The sequence below is a fragment of the Catellatospora sichuanensis genome (assembly GCF_007483665.1).
Taxonomy (GTDB): domain Bacteria; phylum Actinomycetota; class Actinomycetes; order Mycobacteriales; family Micromonosporaceae; genus Catellatospora; species Catellatospora sichuanensis.
The window spans coordinates 1-16,065 of the sequence record NZ_ML660187.1; the positions used below are offsets into that span (position 1 = coordinate 1).

General features: G+C 71.0%; 17 protein-coding genes. 8 read left to right on the forward strand and 9 right to left on the reverse strand.

Annotated features, from left to right (window positions below; genetic code table 11):
- Positions 1-635 precede the first annotated feature (635 nt).
- Together fahA and FLL47_RS07240 are read right to left on the reverse strand one after the other, a co-directional pair.
- On the reverse strand, positions 636-1,811 hold the full coding sequence (fahA, locus tag FLL47_RS07235; RefSeq protein WP_144119682.1) for a fumarylacetoacetase: 1,176 nt from the start codon (positions 1,809-1,811) through the stop codon (positions 636-638).
- A gap of 67 nt (positions 1,812-1,878) precedes the next feature.
- On the reverse strand, positions 1,879-2,712 hold the full coding sequence (locus FLL47_RS07240; protein ID WP_144119683.1) for a hypothetical protein: 834 nt from the start codon (positions 2,710-2,712) through the stop codon (positions 1,879-1,881).
- Between the two features lie 110 nt (positions 2,713-2,822).
- On the opposite strand from FLL47_RS07240, the gene FLL47_RS07245 reads away from it, so the two are divergent.
- Positions 2,823-3,989: a homogentisate 1,2-dioxygenase gene (locus FLL47_RS07245; protein ID WP_144119684.1), complete on the forward strand. Its 1,167-nt coding sequence runs from the start codon at positions 2,823-2,825 to the stop codon at positions 3,987-3,989.
- A gap of 98 nt (positions 3,990-4,087) precedes the next feature.
- Here FLL47_RS07245 and ispF read toward each other — a convergent pair whose 3' ends face one another.
- The 3 genes from ispF to FLL47_RS07260 all read right to left on the reverse strand — a co-directional run bounded on the left by ispF (position 4,088) and on the right by FLL47_RS07260 (position 5,868).
- Positions 4,088-4,579 carry a 2-C-methyl-D-erythritol 2,4-cyclodiphosphate synthase gene (gene ispF, locus FLL47_RS07250; protein WP_144119685.1) on the reverse strand — a complete coding sequence of 164 codons (492 nt, stop codon included), beginning with the start codon at positions 4,577-4,579 and terminating at the stop codon, positions 4,088-4,090.
- 75 nt (positions 4,580-4,654) lie between these two features.
- Positions 4,655-5,356, reverse strand: coding sequence for a 2-C-methyl-D-erythritol 4-phosphate cytidylyltransferase (ispD, locus tag FLL47_RS07255; RefSeq protein ID WP_281286675.1), 702 nt, complete (start codon positions 5,354-5,356; stop codon positions 4,655-4,657).
- 26 nt (positions 5,357-5,382) lie between these two features.
- Positions 5,383-5,868, reverse strand: a complete 486-nt coding sequence (locus FLL47_RS07260; protein WP_120317389.1) for a CarD family transcriptional regulator — start codon at positions 5,866-5,868, stop codon at positions 5,383-5,385.
- A gap of 298 nt (positions 5,869-6,166) precedes the next feature.
- Here FLL47_RS07260 and FLL47_RS42725 point away from each other — a divergent pair, with 298 nt between their 5' ends.
- Positions 6,167-6,598: a hypothetical protein gene (locus FLL47_RS42725; protein WP_186315601.1), complete on the forward strand. Its 432-nt coding sequence runs from the start codon at positions 6,167-6,169 to the stop codon at positions 6,596-6,598.
- Positions 6,599-6,635: 37 nt separating this feature from the next.
- Here FLL47_RS42725 and FLL47_RS07275 read toward each other — a convergent pair whose 3' ends face one another.
- Entirely contained in the window at positions 6,636-7,535 is a 900-nt protein-coding gene (locus FLL47_RS07275; protein WP_144119689.1) for a hypothetical protein, read from the reverse strand.
- 38 nt (positions 7,536-7,573) lie between these two features.
- Between FLL47_RS07275 and FLL47_RS07280 the strand changes: the two genes are divergently transcribed.
- The 4 genes from FLL47_RS07280 to disA are packed head-to-tail and all read left to right on the forward strand — an operon-like array spanning position 7,574 to position 11,750.
- On the forward strand, positions 7,574-8,374 hold the full coding sequence (locus tag FLL47_RS07280) for a UbiA family prenyltransferase (protein WP_144119690.1): 801 nt from the start codon (positions 7,574-7,576) through the stop codon (positions 8,372-8,374).
- A 52-nt stretch (positions 8,375-8,426) separates the two neighbouring features.
- On the forward strand, positions 8,427-9,146 hold the full coding sequence (locus tag FLL47_RS07285; protein ID WP_186315602.1) for a copper chaperone PCu(A)C: 720 nt from the start codon (positions 8,427-8,429) through the stop codon (positions 9,144-9,146).
- 25 nt (positions 9,147-9,171) lie between these two features.
- Positions 9,172-10,590, forward strand: a complete 1,419-nt coding sequence (gene radA / locus FLL47_RS07290; protein WP_144119691.1) for a DNA repair protein RadA — start codon at positions 9,172-9,174, stop codon at positions 10,588-10,590.
- A 53-nt stretch (positions 10,591-10,643) separates the two neighbouring features.
- Complete coding sequence (gene disA / locus FLL47_RS07295) at positions 10,644-11,750, forward strand: DNA integrity scanning diadenylate cyclase DisA (RefSeq protein ID WP_425457661.1); 1,107 nt, start codon at positions 10,644-10,646, stop codon at positions 11,748-11,750.
- A 478-nt stretch (positions 11,751-12,228) separates the two neighbouring features.
- Here the strand turns inward: disA and FLL47_RS07300 are convergent, their stop codons facing one another.
- From FLL47_RS07300 to FLL47_RS07310, 3 genes are all read right to left on the reverse strand, one after another.
- On the reverse strand, positions 12,229-12,951 hold the full coding sequence (locus FLL47_RS07300) for a hypothetical protein (RefSeq protein ID WP_144119693.1): 723 nt from the start codon (positions 12,949-12,951) through the stop codon (positions 12,229-12,231).
- Positions 12,952-13,020: 69 nt separating this feature from the next.
- Positions 13,021-13,563, reverse strand: coding sequence for a peptide deformylase (locus tag FLL47_RS07305; protein WP_144119694.1), 543 nt, complete (start codon positions 13,561-13,563; stop codon positions 13,021-13,023).
- A 40-nt stretch (positions 13,564-13,603) separates the two neighbouring features.
- Positions 13,604-14,134 carry a glycine cleavage system transcriptional repressor gene (locus tag FLL47_RS07310; protein ID WP_144119695.1) on the reverse strand — a complete coding sequence of 177 codons (531 nt, stop codon included), beginning with the start codon at positions 14,132-14,134 and terminating at the stop codon, positions 13,604-13,606.
- A gap of 93 nt (positions 14,135-14,227) precedes the next feature.
- On the opposite strand from FLL47_RS07310, the gene FLL47_RS07315 reads away from it, so the two are divergent.
- Both FLL47_RS07315 and FLL47_RS07320 read left to right on the forward strand, forming a co-directional pair.
- A complete protein-coding gene (locus tag FLL47_RS07315; protein WP_144119696.1) occupies positions 14,228-15,112 on the forward strand; it encodes an HhH-GPD family protein in 885 nt (294 codons plus the stop codon).
- A gap of 58 nt (positions 15,113-15,170) precedes the next feature.
- Positions 15,171-16,025 carry a polysaccharide deacetylase family protein gene (locus FLL47_RS07320; RefSeq protein WP_144119697.1) on the forward strand — a complete coding sequence of 285 codons (855 nt, stop codon included), beginning with the start codon at positions 15,171-15,173 and terminating at the stop codon, positions 16,023-16,025.
- The last annotated feature ends 40 nt before the right edge of the window (positions 16,026-16,065 follow it).

The following is a 16,065-nucleotide window of genomic DNA, read 5'->3' on the forward strand; positions in this document are numbered from 1 at the left end:
GCACGCCGCCAGCGTTCGTCCTGAGCCAGGATCAAACTCTCCAAAAAGAATTCAAAAACCCGGCAAAAGATCAAACCCCGACAAATAAATGTCCGAATCCGAATCCATCACCAAAGCAACCACCCCGGAAAAAGCCGGGATGGCCAATAATTGGCACTTGGCTTAAATAGCACCCTGTTGAGTTCTCAAAGAACAAGCACACACCTTGCTGGTGTCCCACATCGTGGGATCCCGCTCGGGGCAACTCATCCAACTTACCCGGTCTGTCGCTCCGTGTCAAGCGAATCTTTCCTGATTTTTCAGGATCGATTTGCATCCATGTCGCGGCTTCCCAGCCCGAACGCACCACAGCTACTTCAGCAGCTAGATCAGTTCGGAAGAACCTGCAACCCGGCCGGCGGTCACTTCCGAGACTTGGTCTCGGCGGACTCATCCGCCCGGCTCGTTGCCGGCTCGAAGAACATTACCCGGTCGGTTTCGCGAGCGCAAGTCCCGCACCACCCAGATGTCCGGCGTTTTCCGAACTTCGACTTGAGCTCTTCGCTCGCCTCTTTTGTCCGTTCCGCGCTGGCAGAGAGAACATTACGCAAACGCCGGGCGACCATGCAAATCGGGGTGGTGCGGCCCCGATCACATTAGACGTGAGCTGGGAAAACAGTCCCTGCAACGGGACCGAGCTCGATGTCTGCCACGCGGGCGCGCAACACGACGGTGTCTCCGTCGGCCAGAAACGCGCGTTCCTCGCCCTTGACCACGACCGGTTCCTTGCCGCCCCACGTCAGTTCCAGGAACGAACCCACCTGGCCACGCTCCGGACCCGACACCGTGCCGGACGCGTAGAGATCGCCGGTACGCAGGCTCGCCCCGTTCACGGTCAGGTGCGCCAGCTGCTGCGCCGGCGTCCAGTACATGGTGCGGAACGGGGGCGTCGCCACCGTGGTCTCGTTCCACTCGACGGTGATGCCGAGGTCGAGCGCCCGGCGGTCGTCGTCGAGATACGGCAGCACCGGCGGGTCCTGCGCGGGCGCCGCGGTCCAGGCATCCTCGCCGAACGCGGCCAGCGGTGTGATCCACGCCGACACCGAGGTCGCGAAGGACTTGCCCAGGAACGGGCCGAGCGGCTGGTACTCCCAGGCCTGGATGTCACGGGCCGACCAGTCGTTGACCAGCACCACGCCGAACACGTGCTCGGCGAAACGCTGCCACGGCACCGGCTCGCCCAGGGCGGAACCGACCCCGACCACGAACCCGACTTCGGCTTCGATGTCCAGGCGCCGGCACGGGCCGAAATCGTCCGCGGCGCGCTGGCCGCTGGGTCGTACCACCGGCGTGCCGCTGACCACGACGGTGCCCGCCCGGCCGTGGTAGCCGATGGGCAGGTGTTTCCAGTTCGGCAGCAGCGCCGCCCCGCCGGGCCGGAAGATCTGGCCGACGTTGGAGGCGTGGTGCTCGGAGGAGTAGAAGTCGACGTAGTCGGCGACGGTCCAGGCCAGCAGGTTGGTCACGGTCGCCAGCGGAATCAGCAGCGGCTCGACCGCGGCGCGATGAGCCGGGTCGCCGAGCAGCTCGGTGATCCGGGCGCGGACCGCCGACCAGTGCGCCGGGCCCAGCGCGAGGAACGCGTCCAGGTTCGACGCCCGCAGGCTGTCCCCGGCGAGAATCAACCCGGCGGCCTCCGCGGCGTCCAGATCAAAAGCAGAATCACCGATGCGTACGGCACACCGCGGCCTTCCGTCCGGCGCCACGATCACGCCGTACGGAAGGTGGTTCAGGTCGTAGCCGCTGCCGGCCGCTTCGGGCACCCAGGTCATGCCTTCTCCTCGCTGCGCTCACCAGCGCCACGATGCACCGGTGAGATGGTTCGATCGGCGCGCCCGCTCACGGGCGTCCGTCCAGTAGTCCGAGTTTTTGCAGGTCCGCGAGTGGCTCAGGGATGCTGCAGGTGCCGAAGCCGACCCACAGCGGCCGCTCACGGGTGCGGCGCGAGCGCACCGCCTCGATCAGGGTCAGCGGCTGGGTGGTGGCCAGCAGCCCCGTGACCTCGGTCACCTCCACCCCCTCCGCGGCGGCGCATGCAGCGGCCAGCACGTTGAGGAAGCCGTGGTGGGTGAAGCCTGTCTCCGGGTCGGTGTGCCGGATGGCGTGATGCAGCCCGGCGGTCAGCTTGAACGGCAGCTCGCGTTCGTGACACGCGATGATCACCGCGGCCAGCTCCATGGGCGTGGGGAACAGCTCGGCCGCCAGGCCGCCGGTGCGGAACTTCGCGGACACCGGCAGCCCGGTCCCGCGGGCCTGCGCGAGCACGTCGAGCGCGGCCAGCAGCCCCCAGGCGAGCGGGATCTCCGCGTATCCGCGCAGCCCGCTGTCGCGTACCCGGTGCAGGAAGTCGTGCAGGGCGGGTGACGGGTCCTCGCCGCGACGCGCCATGGCCGCCTCGACCTGGACGGCCCGCACCCCCGCGGGCGTCGGCAGGAAGCAGTCGGCAGTCGGCCCGTCGGCGATGACGCCTACCTGCAGCTCCTCGCCCGAAGCCACGAGTGTGCCCAGCTCGCGCAGTTGGGAGGCGGGCACCAGGAGCGGGCCGACGAGCGGGGCGTACCAGGCGCGGCGATGCTCGCGGTGGGCCGCCACGGCGTCGGGCAGCGTGGCGCTGCCGGGCGGGAAGACCGCGGCATCGTCGAGCAGCTGTGCCAGCAGCGGTGGCGTTGACATGATCAGTCAATCTAGTGGACGCTACATAGAGCGGACAAGAGCGTCCGATTATCGGACGGATCTCTTCGTAAAGTGGACACCGCTCCTAAAAGCGACACAGGAGGTTGGCCATGCCGTACTACCGCAGCGTCGGTGAAGTCCCGCGGAAACGGCACACGCAGTTCCGCAAGCCCGACGGCGGCCTCTACGCCGAGGAACTGATGGGTCAGGAAGGCTTCTCCTCCGACTCCTCGCTGCTCTACCACCGCCACGCGCCGACCGCGATCGTGGCGGCCGAGGAGTTCGACCCGCCCGCCTGGACCAGGCTGCCGAACCGCCCCCTCAAGCCCCGCCACCTGCAGACCCACAAGCTGGACCAGTCCGGTGCCGACGCCGTGCTCGGCCGGCAGCACCTGCTGGCCAACGACGACTGCCGCATCTCGTACGTGCTCGCCGACGCCCCCTCACCGCTGTACCGCAACGCGATCGGCGACGAGTGCCTCTATGTCGAGGCCGGCCGGCTGCGGGTGGAGTCGGTGTTCGGCGTGCTGGACGCGGTCGAGGGCGACTACGTGGTCATCCCCACCTCGGTGGTGCACCGGCTGGTCCCGCTGGAGCCGACCCGGCTGCTGGTCATCGAAGCCACCGGGCACATCGGACCGCCCAAGCGGTACCTGTCCGTGCGCGGGCAGTTCCTCGAGCACTCCCCCTACTGCGAGCGCGACCTGCGCGGACCCGACGAGCCGCTGCTCGTCGACGGTAGCGACGTCGAGGTGCTGGTGCAGCACCGTCGTGGTTGGACCCGGCATGTGTACGCCCAGCACCCGTTCGACGTCGTGGGCTGGGACGGATGCCTCTACCCGTGGGCGTTCTCGATCCACGACTTCGAGCCGATCACCGGGCGGCTGCACCAGCCGCCGCCGGTGCACCAGACCTTCCAGGGTCCGAACTTCGTGATCTGCTCATTCGTGCCGCGCAAGGTGGATTACCATCCGCTCGCCATCCCGGTGCCGTACAACCACCACAACGTCGACTCCGACGAGATGCTCTTCTACACCGGCGGCGACTACGAGGCGCGCCGCGGCTCCGGTATCGGCCAGGGCTCGATCTCGCTGCACCCGTCCGGGTTCACCCACGGGCCGCAGCCGGGTGCGGCCGAACGTTCGATCGGGGCGGAACGTTTCGACGAACTGGCCGTCATGGTGGACACATTCCGCCCGCTGGACCTGTGCGAGCCGGCGCTCTCCTGCGAAGACCCCGGGTACGCCTGGACGTGGTCGGGCCGCGCCCCGGGGTGAAACCGCCGGCTCGGCCTCTCCCGACCACCGAGATGGACGGTGCGGGAACCGGGCGGCAGTCCGCCCTCATTCCCGCACTGTCTTGCCCGGTCTCGCACTTACGGCTGATGGGACCGGGGGGCCTGGAGATCGGGGTGCACCAGCGCCACCGCGATCGCGGCGAGGCCCTCTCCGCGGCCGGTGAGACCGAGTCCGTCGGTGGTGGTGCCGGACACGGTCACGGGAGCGCCCGCGGCAGCCGAGAGCACCTGCTGCGCCTCGTCCCGCCGCTTACCGATCTTGGGGGCCACTCCGATCACCTGGATCGAGATGTTGCCGACCGCATAACCCGCGGCTCGCACGCGGCGGGCGGCCTCGGCCAGCAGCACGACGCCGGCCGCACCGGACCACTCCGGACGATCGGTGCCGAAGTTCGCACCCAGGTCGCCGAGACCGGCCGCGCTGAACAGGGCGTCGCAGGCGGCATGCGCGGCGACGTCGGCGTCGGAGTGCCCGGCCAGGCCTGGCGAGTCGGGCCAGTGCAGGCCCGCGACCCAGCACGGCCGGGTCTCGTCGAACGCGTGCACATCCGTCCCGATCCCGACCCTCACGGATTGCCTCCTCGATCATCGCGGCGCCAGGGTGGCGACACCGTCGAACCCTGCCACAAGTTCATGATCAACCTGCTAGAGGGGGTGGGCTGCCAGCAGGGATTCGGCTATGAGGAGGTCGAGGGGGCGGGTGATTTTGAGGGCCAGGTCGCTGCCGGGGACGCAGTGGACCTTGTGGCCGAGGCGCTCGACCATGCCGGCGTCGTCGGTGTGCTCGTCGACGGCCTCGGCGTGGGCGCGGACGAGCGTCGCTCGGGGGAAGCCCTGCGGAGTCTGGATCACGCGCAACGGGGCGCGGTCGACGGTCTCCAGGACGTGCTCGCCGGCGTCCACGCGCTTGATGGTGTCGACCACGGGCAGGGCGGGCACCACGGCGGCCGCGCCGGACCGGACCGCGGCGGCGACCGCCTCGACCAGCTCAGGCGGGGTAAGCGCGCGGGCGGCATCGTGCACCAGCACGACCTCGATGGACTCGGGTACGACGGCCAGGGCGGCGGCCACCGACTGCTGCCGGGTCGCGCCGCCGGGCACCACCGTGGCGCCGGGCACCAGCGCGCGGACCGCGTCCACGTCGCCAGGCGGCGCGGCGATGACGATCATCGCCACCGACGGGGCCAGGGCGAGACGGCGGCAGGCGTGCACCAGCAGCGGCTCGCCGGCCAGCTCACGCAGAGCCTTGGGGGTTCCGCCGCCGAGGCGCACCCCCATGCCCGCGGCGGGAACGAGAACCGCGACGTCCTTGCGCCGGTGAGGCGCAGGAACGTCGCGGCTATCGATATCAGATGACACTGCCGTTGTGCGGGTCACGCCTCAGCAAGCACCTTGTCCAGGAGAACCTCGGCTCCGTCCTTGGTGCTCTTCTCGGCGAGCGCGACCTCGCCGACGAGGATGTCCCGAGCCTTGGCAAGCATCCGCTTCTCCCCCGCCGACAGACCACGCTCACGCTCACGGCGCCAGAGGTCACGCACGACCTCCGCCACCTTGAGCGGGTTACCCGAGGCAAGCTTCTCGAGATTCGCCTTGTAGCGCCGCGACCAGTTGGTCGGCTCCTCGGTGTGCGGGGCGCGGAGGACGTCGAAAACCTTGGACAGGCCCTCTTCGCCAACCACCTCACGCACGCCGACGATCTCGGCGTTCTCGGCGGGCACCCGCACCGTCAGGTCGCCTTGAGCGACCCGAAGGACGAGGTAAAGCTTCTCCTCGCCCTTGATGGTGCGGGTCTCGATAGCCTCGATGAGTGCGGCCCCGTGGTGGGGGTAGACAACGGTCTCGCCGACACTGAAATCCATAGGTACGAAACCCCTTTCGCTGTGTCTAGGGTAACACGGGCGTGCCGCGCAGTCCCAGCCCGTCTTGCACAGTTAGCGCAGCTCACCCCCGTTGTGAGCCGTATTTCTTCTGCTTGACACAGCTCGGCAACGCTTCTTCCGCTACGCTGAGTGACCTTTTCTGCACTCATTGGCGTCTGTAGGACCGGATGTCCGCATCGCGAACAGTCCTCAATCTCCTCCGACGCGCCACTAGCGTGAGTCTGTACGACGCGGGACAGTAGAGAGACGCGGTGCTTGAACGCGCGAGGAGCCGGCGATGGGCACGCTGGGGAACGGCCTTCCGGACCTCCCGCCCGAATGGGGAGAGGTCGTCATTCCCGATGACCCCGCTGAGCTGGCCGAAGAGGCCGAGCGGGTCCGGGAGGAGCTGCGGGCCGAAGTCAGGGCCGCACGACGCGCAGCCTGGCGGGCACGCTGGCGACGGCGGCTGCACCTGCCTGAACGCATCGACGATCCGGATCAGCCGTCACTGGTGCTGCCCCTCATAGTGCTCGCCATCGCCGTGGTGATCACCTTGCTGAGCCTGCTGCTCATCGCCTGGCCGGGCCTGACCGGGACGACCCCCGAGTCACCGCAGCCCGGCCCACCCGTGCGCCCGGCGGTCTCCGCCCCCGCAGACTCGTCCCCGACCACGGCGCCGAGTCCGGTCGGCTCGCCGCCGCCGGGCGGACACCCGACCGGCACCTAGGCCGGCCCGGTCGACAGCCCCGGACCCGGCCTCGCGATCAGCCGGCCGCGGAGGAAGCCGGCAGCGGCATCCCGTCGCGGGGCGTCGCCCCCGGTGGCAGCCGGACCGCCTGCGCGCGCACCCACACCGTGCCGTCAGGACCCAGCCCGGTCAGCGTCACGCGCACGGTTCCAGCGGAGCCCAGGGTGGTCACATACGGGTAGCGGGAGTTGCAGGTGGGCGCCACCTGGTACCAGTTCCCCTGCTCGGCGACCTCCACCCGGAGCATGATCTCCCCGGCGCAGGTCACCCGCAGCTCGGTGAGCCCGGACAGGGACACCTCGGCCGTCGAGGTCTGGCCGCCGGTCAACCAGTCGTCGAACAGCATCCGGGCCGCCCGGTCGGCGGGCAGGCCGGACTGCGCCTGGAGCCGCCACTGGTCCGGCCCGCCGGGCGCGCGCTCGTCCAGCACCCGCCAGCCGCCGACCGCGCCGCCGGTGCCGGCGAGCGACATCGTGATCTGCAGCTGCCCGACGTCCTTCGGCAGCAGCAGCGGCTCCGTGCGGTACGAGACCTCCGGCGAGCACGCCACGTCGACCTCCAACACGGCGCGGCCGGCGGCGTCGGCCACCACGACCCGCATCGTGCCCGTGTCGCCGACGCAGGCTGCGTGCAGCTCGAACGCGCCATGCGGAAGTTTCACCTGGTGGAAGAGCGGCTTGTCGGCGGACAGGGCCACCGGGGGCTGGACCGCCACCACGCTGCTGCTCGGGCGGTCCGCCCACAGCCCGGCCAGCTCGTCGACCGCGGCGTGCCACGACGGCGAGGGCGAGGGCGACGGCTGCGGTGCCGGCCGGGGCGGCACGGCTTCCGCGGACCGCCACCACCACCCGCCGGCAAGCAGCAGCGTCACCACGGCCAGCGAGCCGACAGCGGCACGACCTCGTCTGTTGTCCACGGTCGGCGACAGTAACCGTGACGCGCGACACTGACCAGATGTCACCGCTGGGTCTGCTGCGCGCATGTCATCCGTTGCCCGCCCTCGCCGTCACCGTGTTCGGCGGCCTGCTGGCCGTGGGCATGGGCCACACCCCGGGCGGTGTCGCCGCGGTCATGGCGACCGTGGCGCTGAGCCAGCTGTCGGTCGGCTGGGCGAACGACGCCATCGACGCCGCACGGGACGCGGCCGTCGGGCGGACTGACAAACCGCTGGCCGGGGACCCGGCGGGCCGCCGTACCGTCGCCGTCGCGGCCGCGGTGGCCGCCGCCGCGACCGCCGCCGCCTGCCTGTGGTGGGGCTGGCCCGCCGGGGCCTGGTTCGGCATCGCCGTGCTCTCCGCCCACCTGTACAACTGGCCGCTCAAGGCGACGGCATGGTCGATCGCGCCCTACCTGGTGTCCTTCGCCTGCCTGGTGATCTTCGTCAGCACGTCGCTGCCCGGCGCGCCCATGCCGGCCGGCTGGCTGGTCGCCGCGGCGGCGCTGCTGGCGGGCGCGGCACACCTGCTCAACGCGGTGCCCGACCTGGCCGACGACGCGGCCACCGGGATCCGCGGCCTGCCCCAGCGACTGGGCGCCCGGCGCAGCCTCGCCGCGGCCTCCGGGCTGCTGCTGGCCGCGACGCTCACCCTGCTGGCCGGGGCCCGGCCGCCGCTGTGGGCCGGGGCCGGGGCGCTGCTCACGGCCGTCGTCCTGATCGTCATCGGCTGGTACGCGGCGCCGCGTGCCGCCTTCCGCGCGCTGCTCGCCGTGGCCGCCGTGGACCTGGCTTTGCTGGTGCTCAGCGGCGCGCTGTGATCAGCGGCGGGTCGGCTGCGGGGCCTCGATCGCCGGACACTACGCTGGGCCCGTGACTCGCTCGATCACCATGCTCCTGGCCGGCGGTGCCGCCGCCGCTGCCCTGGCCCTGACCGGCTGCAGCGCCGGCATGAACTCGCAGACCGCCGACCAGGTGGCGGCCGTGCCCGGCTTCAGCTGGACCGTTCCGGGTCCCAACGGCGGCAACGTCGCGCTTCGGGACGCGATGGTCGCCTACGCCGGCCCGACCGGCTACGCGCAAGGCGCGACCGCGCCGCTCCAGCTGCGCCTCTTCAACGACACCGAGCAGCCGATCACGCTCGACAAGTTCGAGTCGAACGACGCGGCCGGCGTCAAGCTGGCCTCGGCCGCCGACCTGAAGCCGAGCCCGAGCCCGGCCGCGCAGTCCCCGAGCCCGTCGGTGACCACGTCGCCGAAAGCGGCCGGCAGCCCGTCGCCGAAGGTGTCGGCCAGCCCGGAGCCGGACGCCAGCCCGAGCCCGGCCACCGCGGCCCCGGCGAAGCTCACCATCCCGGTGGGCGGCTACCTCGAACTGACCCCGGCCAGCGGCCAGTTCCTCGCCCTGACCGGGCTCAAGCAGCCCGTGGTCAACGGCGAGGGCGTGCACCTGAAGCTGACCTTCTCCAACGGCGTGGTCATCGAGACCCCGCCGGGCACCGTGGTGCCGATCGCGCCGCCGGCCACCATGCCGTCGCGCCTGCCCCCCTCCCCGCCGCCGACCCGCGCGGGCGAAGAGGGCACCGGCCACTGACACACCCACGGGGTAGGTTGCGCACGTGACAGTGCGCAGCACCTCGAAGACGGCGAAGCCCGCACGCCCCGGATACGTCTGTGACGCGTGCGGGCATCAGCCTCCCAAGTGGTTCGGCCGCTGCCCCGAATGCGGCGAGTGGGGCTCGGTCATCGAAGCCTCGGCCGGTCCGGCCCTCGGCGCGATGCGCAACGTGGCCCCCCGCGCCCCCGGCGAGCCCGCCCGGCCCATCGCCACCATCTCCGCCCTGCCCGCCCGCGCGGTCGCCACCGGCGTCAGCGAGCTCGACCGGGTGCTCGGCGGCGGCCTGGTGCCCGGCTCGGTGGTGCTGCTGGCCGGCGAGCCCGGCGTAGGCAAGTCGACGCTGCTGCTCGACGTCGCCCAGCAGTGGGCCGCCGGAGCGGGCAGTCCCGCCCTCATCGTCAGCGGCGAGGAGTCCGTCAGCCAGGTCCGGCTGCGCGCCGAGCGCATGAACACCCTGCACGAGCAGCTCTACCTGGCCGCCGAGACCGACCTGGCCGCGGTGCTCGGCCACCTCGACGCGGTCAAGCCGGGCCTGCTGGTGCTCGACTCCGTGCAGACCATCGCCGCCCCCGGCAACGACGGCGTGCCCGGCGGCGTCACCCAGGTGCGGGCGGTCACCGCCGCGCTGGTCGCCGTCGCCAAGGAGCGCAACATCGCGACCGTGCTGGTCGGCCACGTCACCAAGGACGGCAACGTGGCAGGCCCACGGGTGCTCGAACACCTGGTCGACGTGGTGCTGCACTTCGAGGGGGACAAGCACTCCTCGCTGCGGCTGGTCCGCGGGCTGAAGAACCGCTTCGGCGCCGCCGACGAGGTCGGCTGCTTCGAGATGCACGAGGGCGGCATCGCCTCGCTGCCCGACCCGTCGGGGCTGTTCCTGACCCGATACGCCGAGCCGGTGCCAGGGACCTGCGTGACCGTGGCCATGGAGGGCCGCCGTGCCATGGTCACCGAGGTGCAGGCGCTGATCGGGGCGACCGTGGCCGGCTCGCCGCGGCGCACCGTGTCGGGCCTCGACTCGGCCCGGCTGGCCATGGTGCTGGCCGTGCTGCAGCGGCGCACCGAGCGCATGGCGCTGCACGACAAGGAGGTGTTCGCCGCGACGGTCGGCGGCATCCGGGTCGTCGAGCCCGCCGCAGACCTGGCCATCGCGCTTGCCGTCGCGTCCGCCGGGCTCAACCTGTCCATGTCGCCCCGGCTCGCAGCCATCGGTGAGGTAGGTCTCACGGGTGAGGTGCGCCGCGTCGGCGCGGTCCCCCGCCGCCTGGCTGAGGCGGTCCGGCTCGGCTTCAAATACGCTCTGGTACCACCCGGTTGCGGTCCGTCGTCAACCGGCACACCGGCGGGCGAGCTACGGGTCGAAGAGGTGTCCGATCTGCGTACGGCACTGCACTGGGCTGCACGGTTGTCCGCTGAGTGACGCTCCCACCACGGGCAGGCGGGCATCCTCCGACGGCCCCGTAGACTGTGCCCGTGCCGATCGATCGCGACACCACCTGGAACACCGCCGCAGTCGGCGGTGATCCGTTGCGCGCCACCCTGGCACGGGTAGCTCCGGGCACGCCACTGCGCGACAGCCTCGAGCGCATCCTGCGCGGCCGGACCGGCGCCCTCATCGTCCTCGGGTACGACAAACTCATCGAGACCCTGTGCACCGGCGGCTTCCCGCTCGACGTCGAGTTCTCCGCCACGCGCCTGCGCGAGCTGTGCAAGATGGACGGCGCCGTCGTGCTCTCCGCCGACGGCACCCGCATCCTGCGCGCAGCCGTACACCTGATGCCCGACGCCTCCATCCCCACCGAGGAGTCCGGCACCCGGCACCGCACCGCCGAGCGCGTCTCCAAGCAGAGCGGATACCCGGTCATCTCGGTCAGCCAGTCGATGCACATCATCGGCGTCTACGTGGCCGGCCAGCGACACACCCTGGACGACTCCGGACAGATACTGTCCCGGGCAAACCAGGCCCTGGCCACCCTGGAGCGGTACAAGCTGCGCCTCGACGAGGTCAGCGGCACCCTCTCCGCCCTGGAGATCGAGGACCTGGTCACCGTCCGCGACGCCCTGGCCGTCGTACAGCGCCTGGAGATGGTCCGCCGCATCTCCGACGAGATCGCCGGCTACGTCGTCGAACTCGGCACCGACGGCCGCCTCCTGTCCCTCCAGCTCGACGAGATGATGGCCGGCGTGGACGCCGACCGCACCCTCGTCATCCGCGACTACCTCCCCCCGAACCGCAAGACCAGAACCGTCGAAGAAGCACTGGTCGAGCTCGACCTGCTCACCGCCAGCGAACTCATCGACCTGGTCTCCGTCGCCAAGGCCATGGGCTACCCCGCCAGCACCGAGGCCCTCGACGCCGCCGTCAGCCCGCGCGGCTTCCGCCTCCTGGCCCGCGTACCCCGCCTGCCCGGCGCGATAGTCGACCGGCTCGTCGACCACTTCGGCAGCCTCCAGCGTCTGCTGGGCGCGACCGTCGAGGACCTTCAGGCCGTGGACGGGGTCGGGGACGCTCGCGCTCGTGGTGTCCGTGAGGGTCTGTCGCGGCTTGCTGAGACGTCGATTCTTGAGCGGTATGTCTGAGGCGGTGACGGGGTCGCGTCCCGGGGGGGTTGGGGTCGAGCGCTGGGGCCGCAAAGAGCGCGGCCTTTTACGCGCTCGACCCCAACCCCCGCTCCACGCACCCTCACAAGGTAACCAGGTAAAAAGGGCACCCTTTTCCCGCAAAGCGACAGCCTCCCGCCCCACCCGTGTGACCCGGTTCAGGGCGCGACAGGAGACGGGTCACGCCCCGGCGAAAGGGCACCAGGGCAAACAGATCGTTCATGGGTGATGGTGACGCGTGTTCGCGGCTTACGGGTGGTGGCTGCGCGTTGCTCTGGGGACGGCATGTGGGCTGGTAAGGCTGTCGCTCTCTGGCCCCTGGGGTTGCCCACCCGCCTTGACCACCATCGGCTACGGCGAGAAGCGGAGCCGGGGGAATGCTCGCAGGCGCGTAAAAGGCCGCGCTCTTTGCGGCCCCAGCGCCAAGAGCATTCCCCCGGCGCAGCGACCCACCGCCCTACGTGAGCTTCAACGTCACCGAAGCAGAGATAGCCGTCCCAACACGGGCATACAGCCGATACTCCCCAGCAGCAGGAACCGGCCCATCCGGCACCCGCTTGATCGACTTCTCACAGGCAGAACTCGAATGCCCGTTCCACACCACCGTGTACGACCGCTCATGCGCCGGCGGGAACGACCGCACCTCATGCCCCCGCGGCCCCCCGCAGTCATCGCTCGACCACACCTTCTCGGTGCTCTTCAGAATCCGCAGCTCCTGAAGATCGGCCCCCACGTCACGACTGCACGTCCGGTTCGACGTGTTCTTGATGAGCAGCGTGATGAGCAGATCGTTGCCGCGCTTGAGCGTGGTCTGCGCCGGCTTCGCGGTCACCTTGATCTCCGCGTCGGTGCAGGCGTTCGGGTCGGTCTCGCCGTCCCCTTCGCCCTCGCCCGGCCCTTCGGCGTCCGCGCTCGGCGACGGAGGCAGTTCGGACACCGGCGTGATGACGCCGTCGCTCGGTGACGCCGCCGGGCTCCCGCCGGGCACGCCCGCCGCCGATGCGGGTGACACACCAGCGCTCGACGGCGTGCCGTTGGCGGATGGTTGCTGGGCGCCGCCGCTGCCGGTGCCGCGTACCACGAGGGTGATCATGAGAACGGCAACCAGCAGCGCGCCGAGCACCATGGCGCGGCGTCGCCAGTAGACGGCTGCGGGCAGCGGACCCACTATCAGTCTCATGATGTGCTCACGCTAGCGCCCACGATCACGACACGCACGACGCGACACGCTCAGCGGGCGAACTCCCCGTCACAGATAGACTTTCCGCTGATAGATCGCGTGCGCTCCGCTCACCTTGTCCAAAAAGAGCAGTCCGTTGCAGTGGTCGATCTCGTGCTGCAGCGCGCGGGCTTCGAAGGCATCGGTGGTGATCGTCACCTTCCGGCCGCTGCCAGGCAGTTCGCCGGTGACCACGATGCGCCCGGCGCGTTTGACGTCGCCGGTGAGGTCGGGCACGGACATGCAGCCCTCCCGTCCCGGCCGCCACCGGCTGGCCTCCACGATCACGGCGTTGGCGAGCACGAACGCGCCGTGCACGGTGGCCGCCTTGGGGTGGTTGGTGACGTCCACGGCGAACAGCTGCATGCCGACGCCGACCTGCGGGGCGGCGAGGCCGACGCAGCCGGGCGACACGGCCATGGTCGCGACCAGGTCGGCGGCAAGCGCCACCACCTGCGGGTCGGTCGGATCCACGGCCTCGCCGACCCGGCTCAGCACCGGTTCCGGCGCGGTGACGACGGGCAGCACCCGGCCTGCGCCGAGCGCGGTGATGTCCCAGCCTTCGATGTTCACGCCGTCTCCTCGCCACCCGGTGTGCGCGTACGCCGCCCGCTCATAAGACGTCCGCCCCGGCAGGCCGCAGGTTGACCTCGATGCCCAGCTCGTCGGCGACCTGCGCGAGGCGCTCGGCCAGCTCGCCGGGCACGCCTTCGGGCAGGTCGACCTCGGCGACGAGCAGGTACAGCGGGCCGACCAGGCGGGTGGACAGGTCCGTGATGTTGCCGCCGGCGTCGGCGACGACCCGGGTAACCGCCGCGACGATGCCGAGCCGGTCGGCGCCGTGCACGCTGAGCAGATACGGCAGGCCGCCGTTGTGCGCGGACTCGTCCGGGCCGACGTCGCGTACCGTCACCAGCAGCTGGCCGTCCGCGGACAGCGGCAGCAGGGCCGCTTCGACCTCGGTGGCACTGGCCGGTGCGGTGCAGATCAGGGTCATCGCGAAGTGGCCGCGCAGCCGGGTCATCGTGGAGTCGGTGAGGTTGGCCCCGAGCAGGGCCAGCGCCCCGGCGACGTCGGCGACGATCCCGGTGCGGTCCGGTCCGATCACGGTGACGGCCAGTTCGGCCCCGTGCACGTCAGTCATGCCTTCTCCTCGCTGCGCTGGTCGCCGGCATGGGCAACCGACCGCGTGACTCGCTCGCTTCTGCGGGCATTGTGCACCAGTAGGGTGGAGCGCATGTCCGAACTCGCCTCGCTGACCACTGCGTGGTATGACAACAACGCACGTGACCTGCCGTGGAGGCAGCCGGAGATCGGTGCCTGGCCGGTGCTGATCAGCGAGTTCATGCTCCAGCAGACGCCCGTCGTGCGGGTGCTGCCGGTGTGGCGGGAGTGGGTGGCCCGCTGGCCCGCGCCGGCGGATCTCGCCGCGGAGGACTCCGGTGAGGCGATTCGGGCCTGGGGGCGGCTGGGCTACCCCCGGCGGGCGATGCGGCTGCACGCGTGCGCCACGGCGCTCGTGGAGCGGCACGGTGGCGAGGTGCCGCGGCGGCTGGACCAGATGCTGGCGCTGCCGGGCGTCGGGGACTACACGGCGCGGGCGGTGCTGGCGTTCGCGTACGGGCAGCGCCATCCGGTGGTGGACACCAACGTGCGCCGGGTCGCGGCGCGGGCCGTGCACGGCCTGCCCGACGCCGGTGCGGCCACCACCCCGGCGGACCTGACGCTGGTCGAGTCGCTGCTGCCGCAGGCCGAGTCGGCGGCGGCGCGGGCCAGTGCGGCGCTCATGGAACTGGGCGCGGTGCTGTGCACGGCGCGTACGCCCCGGTGCGAGGCCTGCCCGCTGCGGGATCGGTGCGCGTGGCGGCGCTCGGGCGCGGCGCTGCCGGCGGGTCCGTCGCGCAAGCCGCAGCGCTACGCGGGCACCGACCGCCAGGTGCGCGGGTTGCTGTTGGCCGTGCTGCGGCACGCGTCGGGCCCGGTGGACAAGCCGTCGCTGGACGTGGTGTGGCCGGATCCGGTGCAGCGGGAGCGGGCCCTGGACAGCCTGCTGGCCGACGGGCTGGTGGTGCCCCGCGGGCAACGTTTCGGCCTGCCCGGGCGTGTCCCCGCCGATATCTGACTTCGTCGCGAACTTTCCGTGGTATTGCGGATTCACCCGGCCTGGATAGAGTCCGGGCGTGGCTTCCACCCCCCTACGCCGCGCCATTGCCGTGTTCCTGCTGACCGCTTTCCTCGCGCCTGCCGCGTGCAAGAGCGCCGGCCCGGACGCGAGCCACGCCGGCCCTGCTGCCAGCCCGACCCCCAGCCCGAGCGCCTCGGCCGCGCCCAGCGCCTCGCCGAGCCCCTCGGTGCAGCCCACCCCCGCGGCGTTCAAGAGCCTGCAGTGGTATCTGAGCCGGGTGCCCGAGTTCCCGCAGGCCCCGGCTCCGCAGCGGGTGCGGCTGCCGGAGAGCGCGTCGGCCGTGCACTGGTCACGGGTGCCGACCACGAACAAGGTCGCCTTCATCACCATCGACGACGGTGCGCTGTCGCGTAAGCCGGAGGTCATCGAGTTCATCCGGCAGGCGAAGATCCCGGTGACGATGTTCCTCAACTCCCCGGCGGCCACCAGGCACACGCCGTACTTCAAGGCGATCCAGGAGGCGGGCGGCATGGTGGAGAACCACACCATCAGCCACACCTCGCTGAAGGGCAGGTCCTACGACTTCCAGAAGAAGGAGATCTGCGGCTCGGCGGACAAGCTGGAGCAGCTGTTCGGCCGCCGGCCGACCCTGTTCCGGGCACCGTTCGGCAACAAGGACGCCACCACGTTGAAGGCCGCGCACGACTGCGGCGCACAGGCGGTGTTCTTCTGGACCCAGACGGTCGACAAGGGCATCGTGCGCTACCAGACGTCGGAGAAGGTGGTGAAGCCCGGCGACGTGCTGCTGATGCACTTCCGCCCCGCCCTGATGGACGACCTGCTGGGCGCCCTGAACGCGATTCACCGGTCCGGCCTGACTCCGGCCCTGCTCGAGGACTACGTCGGCTGACCGATCCGGCGCACCCGGTCGGGCAAACGAAAGGGGCACC

Excerpts from the sequence above, each read along its gene's own strand:
- FLL47_RS07240 (WP_144119683.1), bottom strand. The coding sequence starts at position 2,712 with ATGTCAACGCCACCGCTGCTGGCACAGCTGCTCGACGATGCCGCGGTC.
- FLL47_RS07300 (WP_144119693.1), bottom strand. The coding sequence starts at position 12,951 with ATGAGACTGATAGTGGGTCCGCTGCCCGCAGCCGTCTACTGGCGACGC.
- FLL47_RS42725 (WP_186315601.1), top strand. The coding sequence starts at position 6,167 with ATGGGCACGCTGGGGAACGGCCTTCCGGACCTCCCGCCCGAATGGGGA.
- FLL47_RS07310 (WP_144119695.1), bottom strand. The coding sequence starts at position 14,134 with ATGACTGACGTGCACGGGGCCGAACTGGCCGTCACCGTGATCGGACCG.
- fahA (WP_144119682.1), bottom strand. The coding sequence starts at position 1,811 with ATGACCTGGGTGCCCGAAGCGGCCGGCAGCGGCTACGACCTGAACCAC.
- FLL47_RS07260 (WP_120317389.1), bottom strand. The coding sequence starts at position 5,868 with ATGGATTTCAGTGTCGGCGAGACCGTTGTCTACCCCCACCACGGGGCC.
- FLL47_RS07315 (WP_144119696.1), top strand. The coding sequence starts at position 14,228 with ATGTCCGAACTCGCCTCGCTGACCACTGCGTGGTATGACAACAACGCA.
- FLL47_RS07245 (WP_144119684.1), top strand. The coding sequence starts at position 2,823 with ATGCCGTACTACCGCAGCGTCGGTGAAGTCCCGCGGAAACGGCACACG.
- FLL47_RS07280 (WP_144119690.1), top strand. The coding sequence starts at position 7,574 with ATGTCACCGCTGGGTCTGCTGCGCGCATGTCATCCGTTGCCCGCCCTC.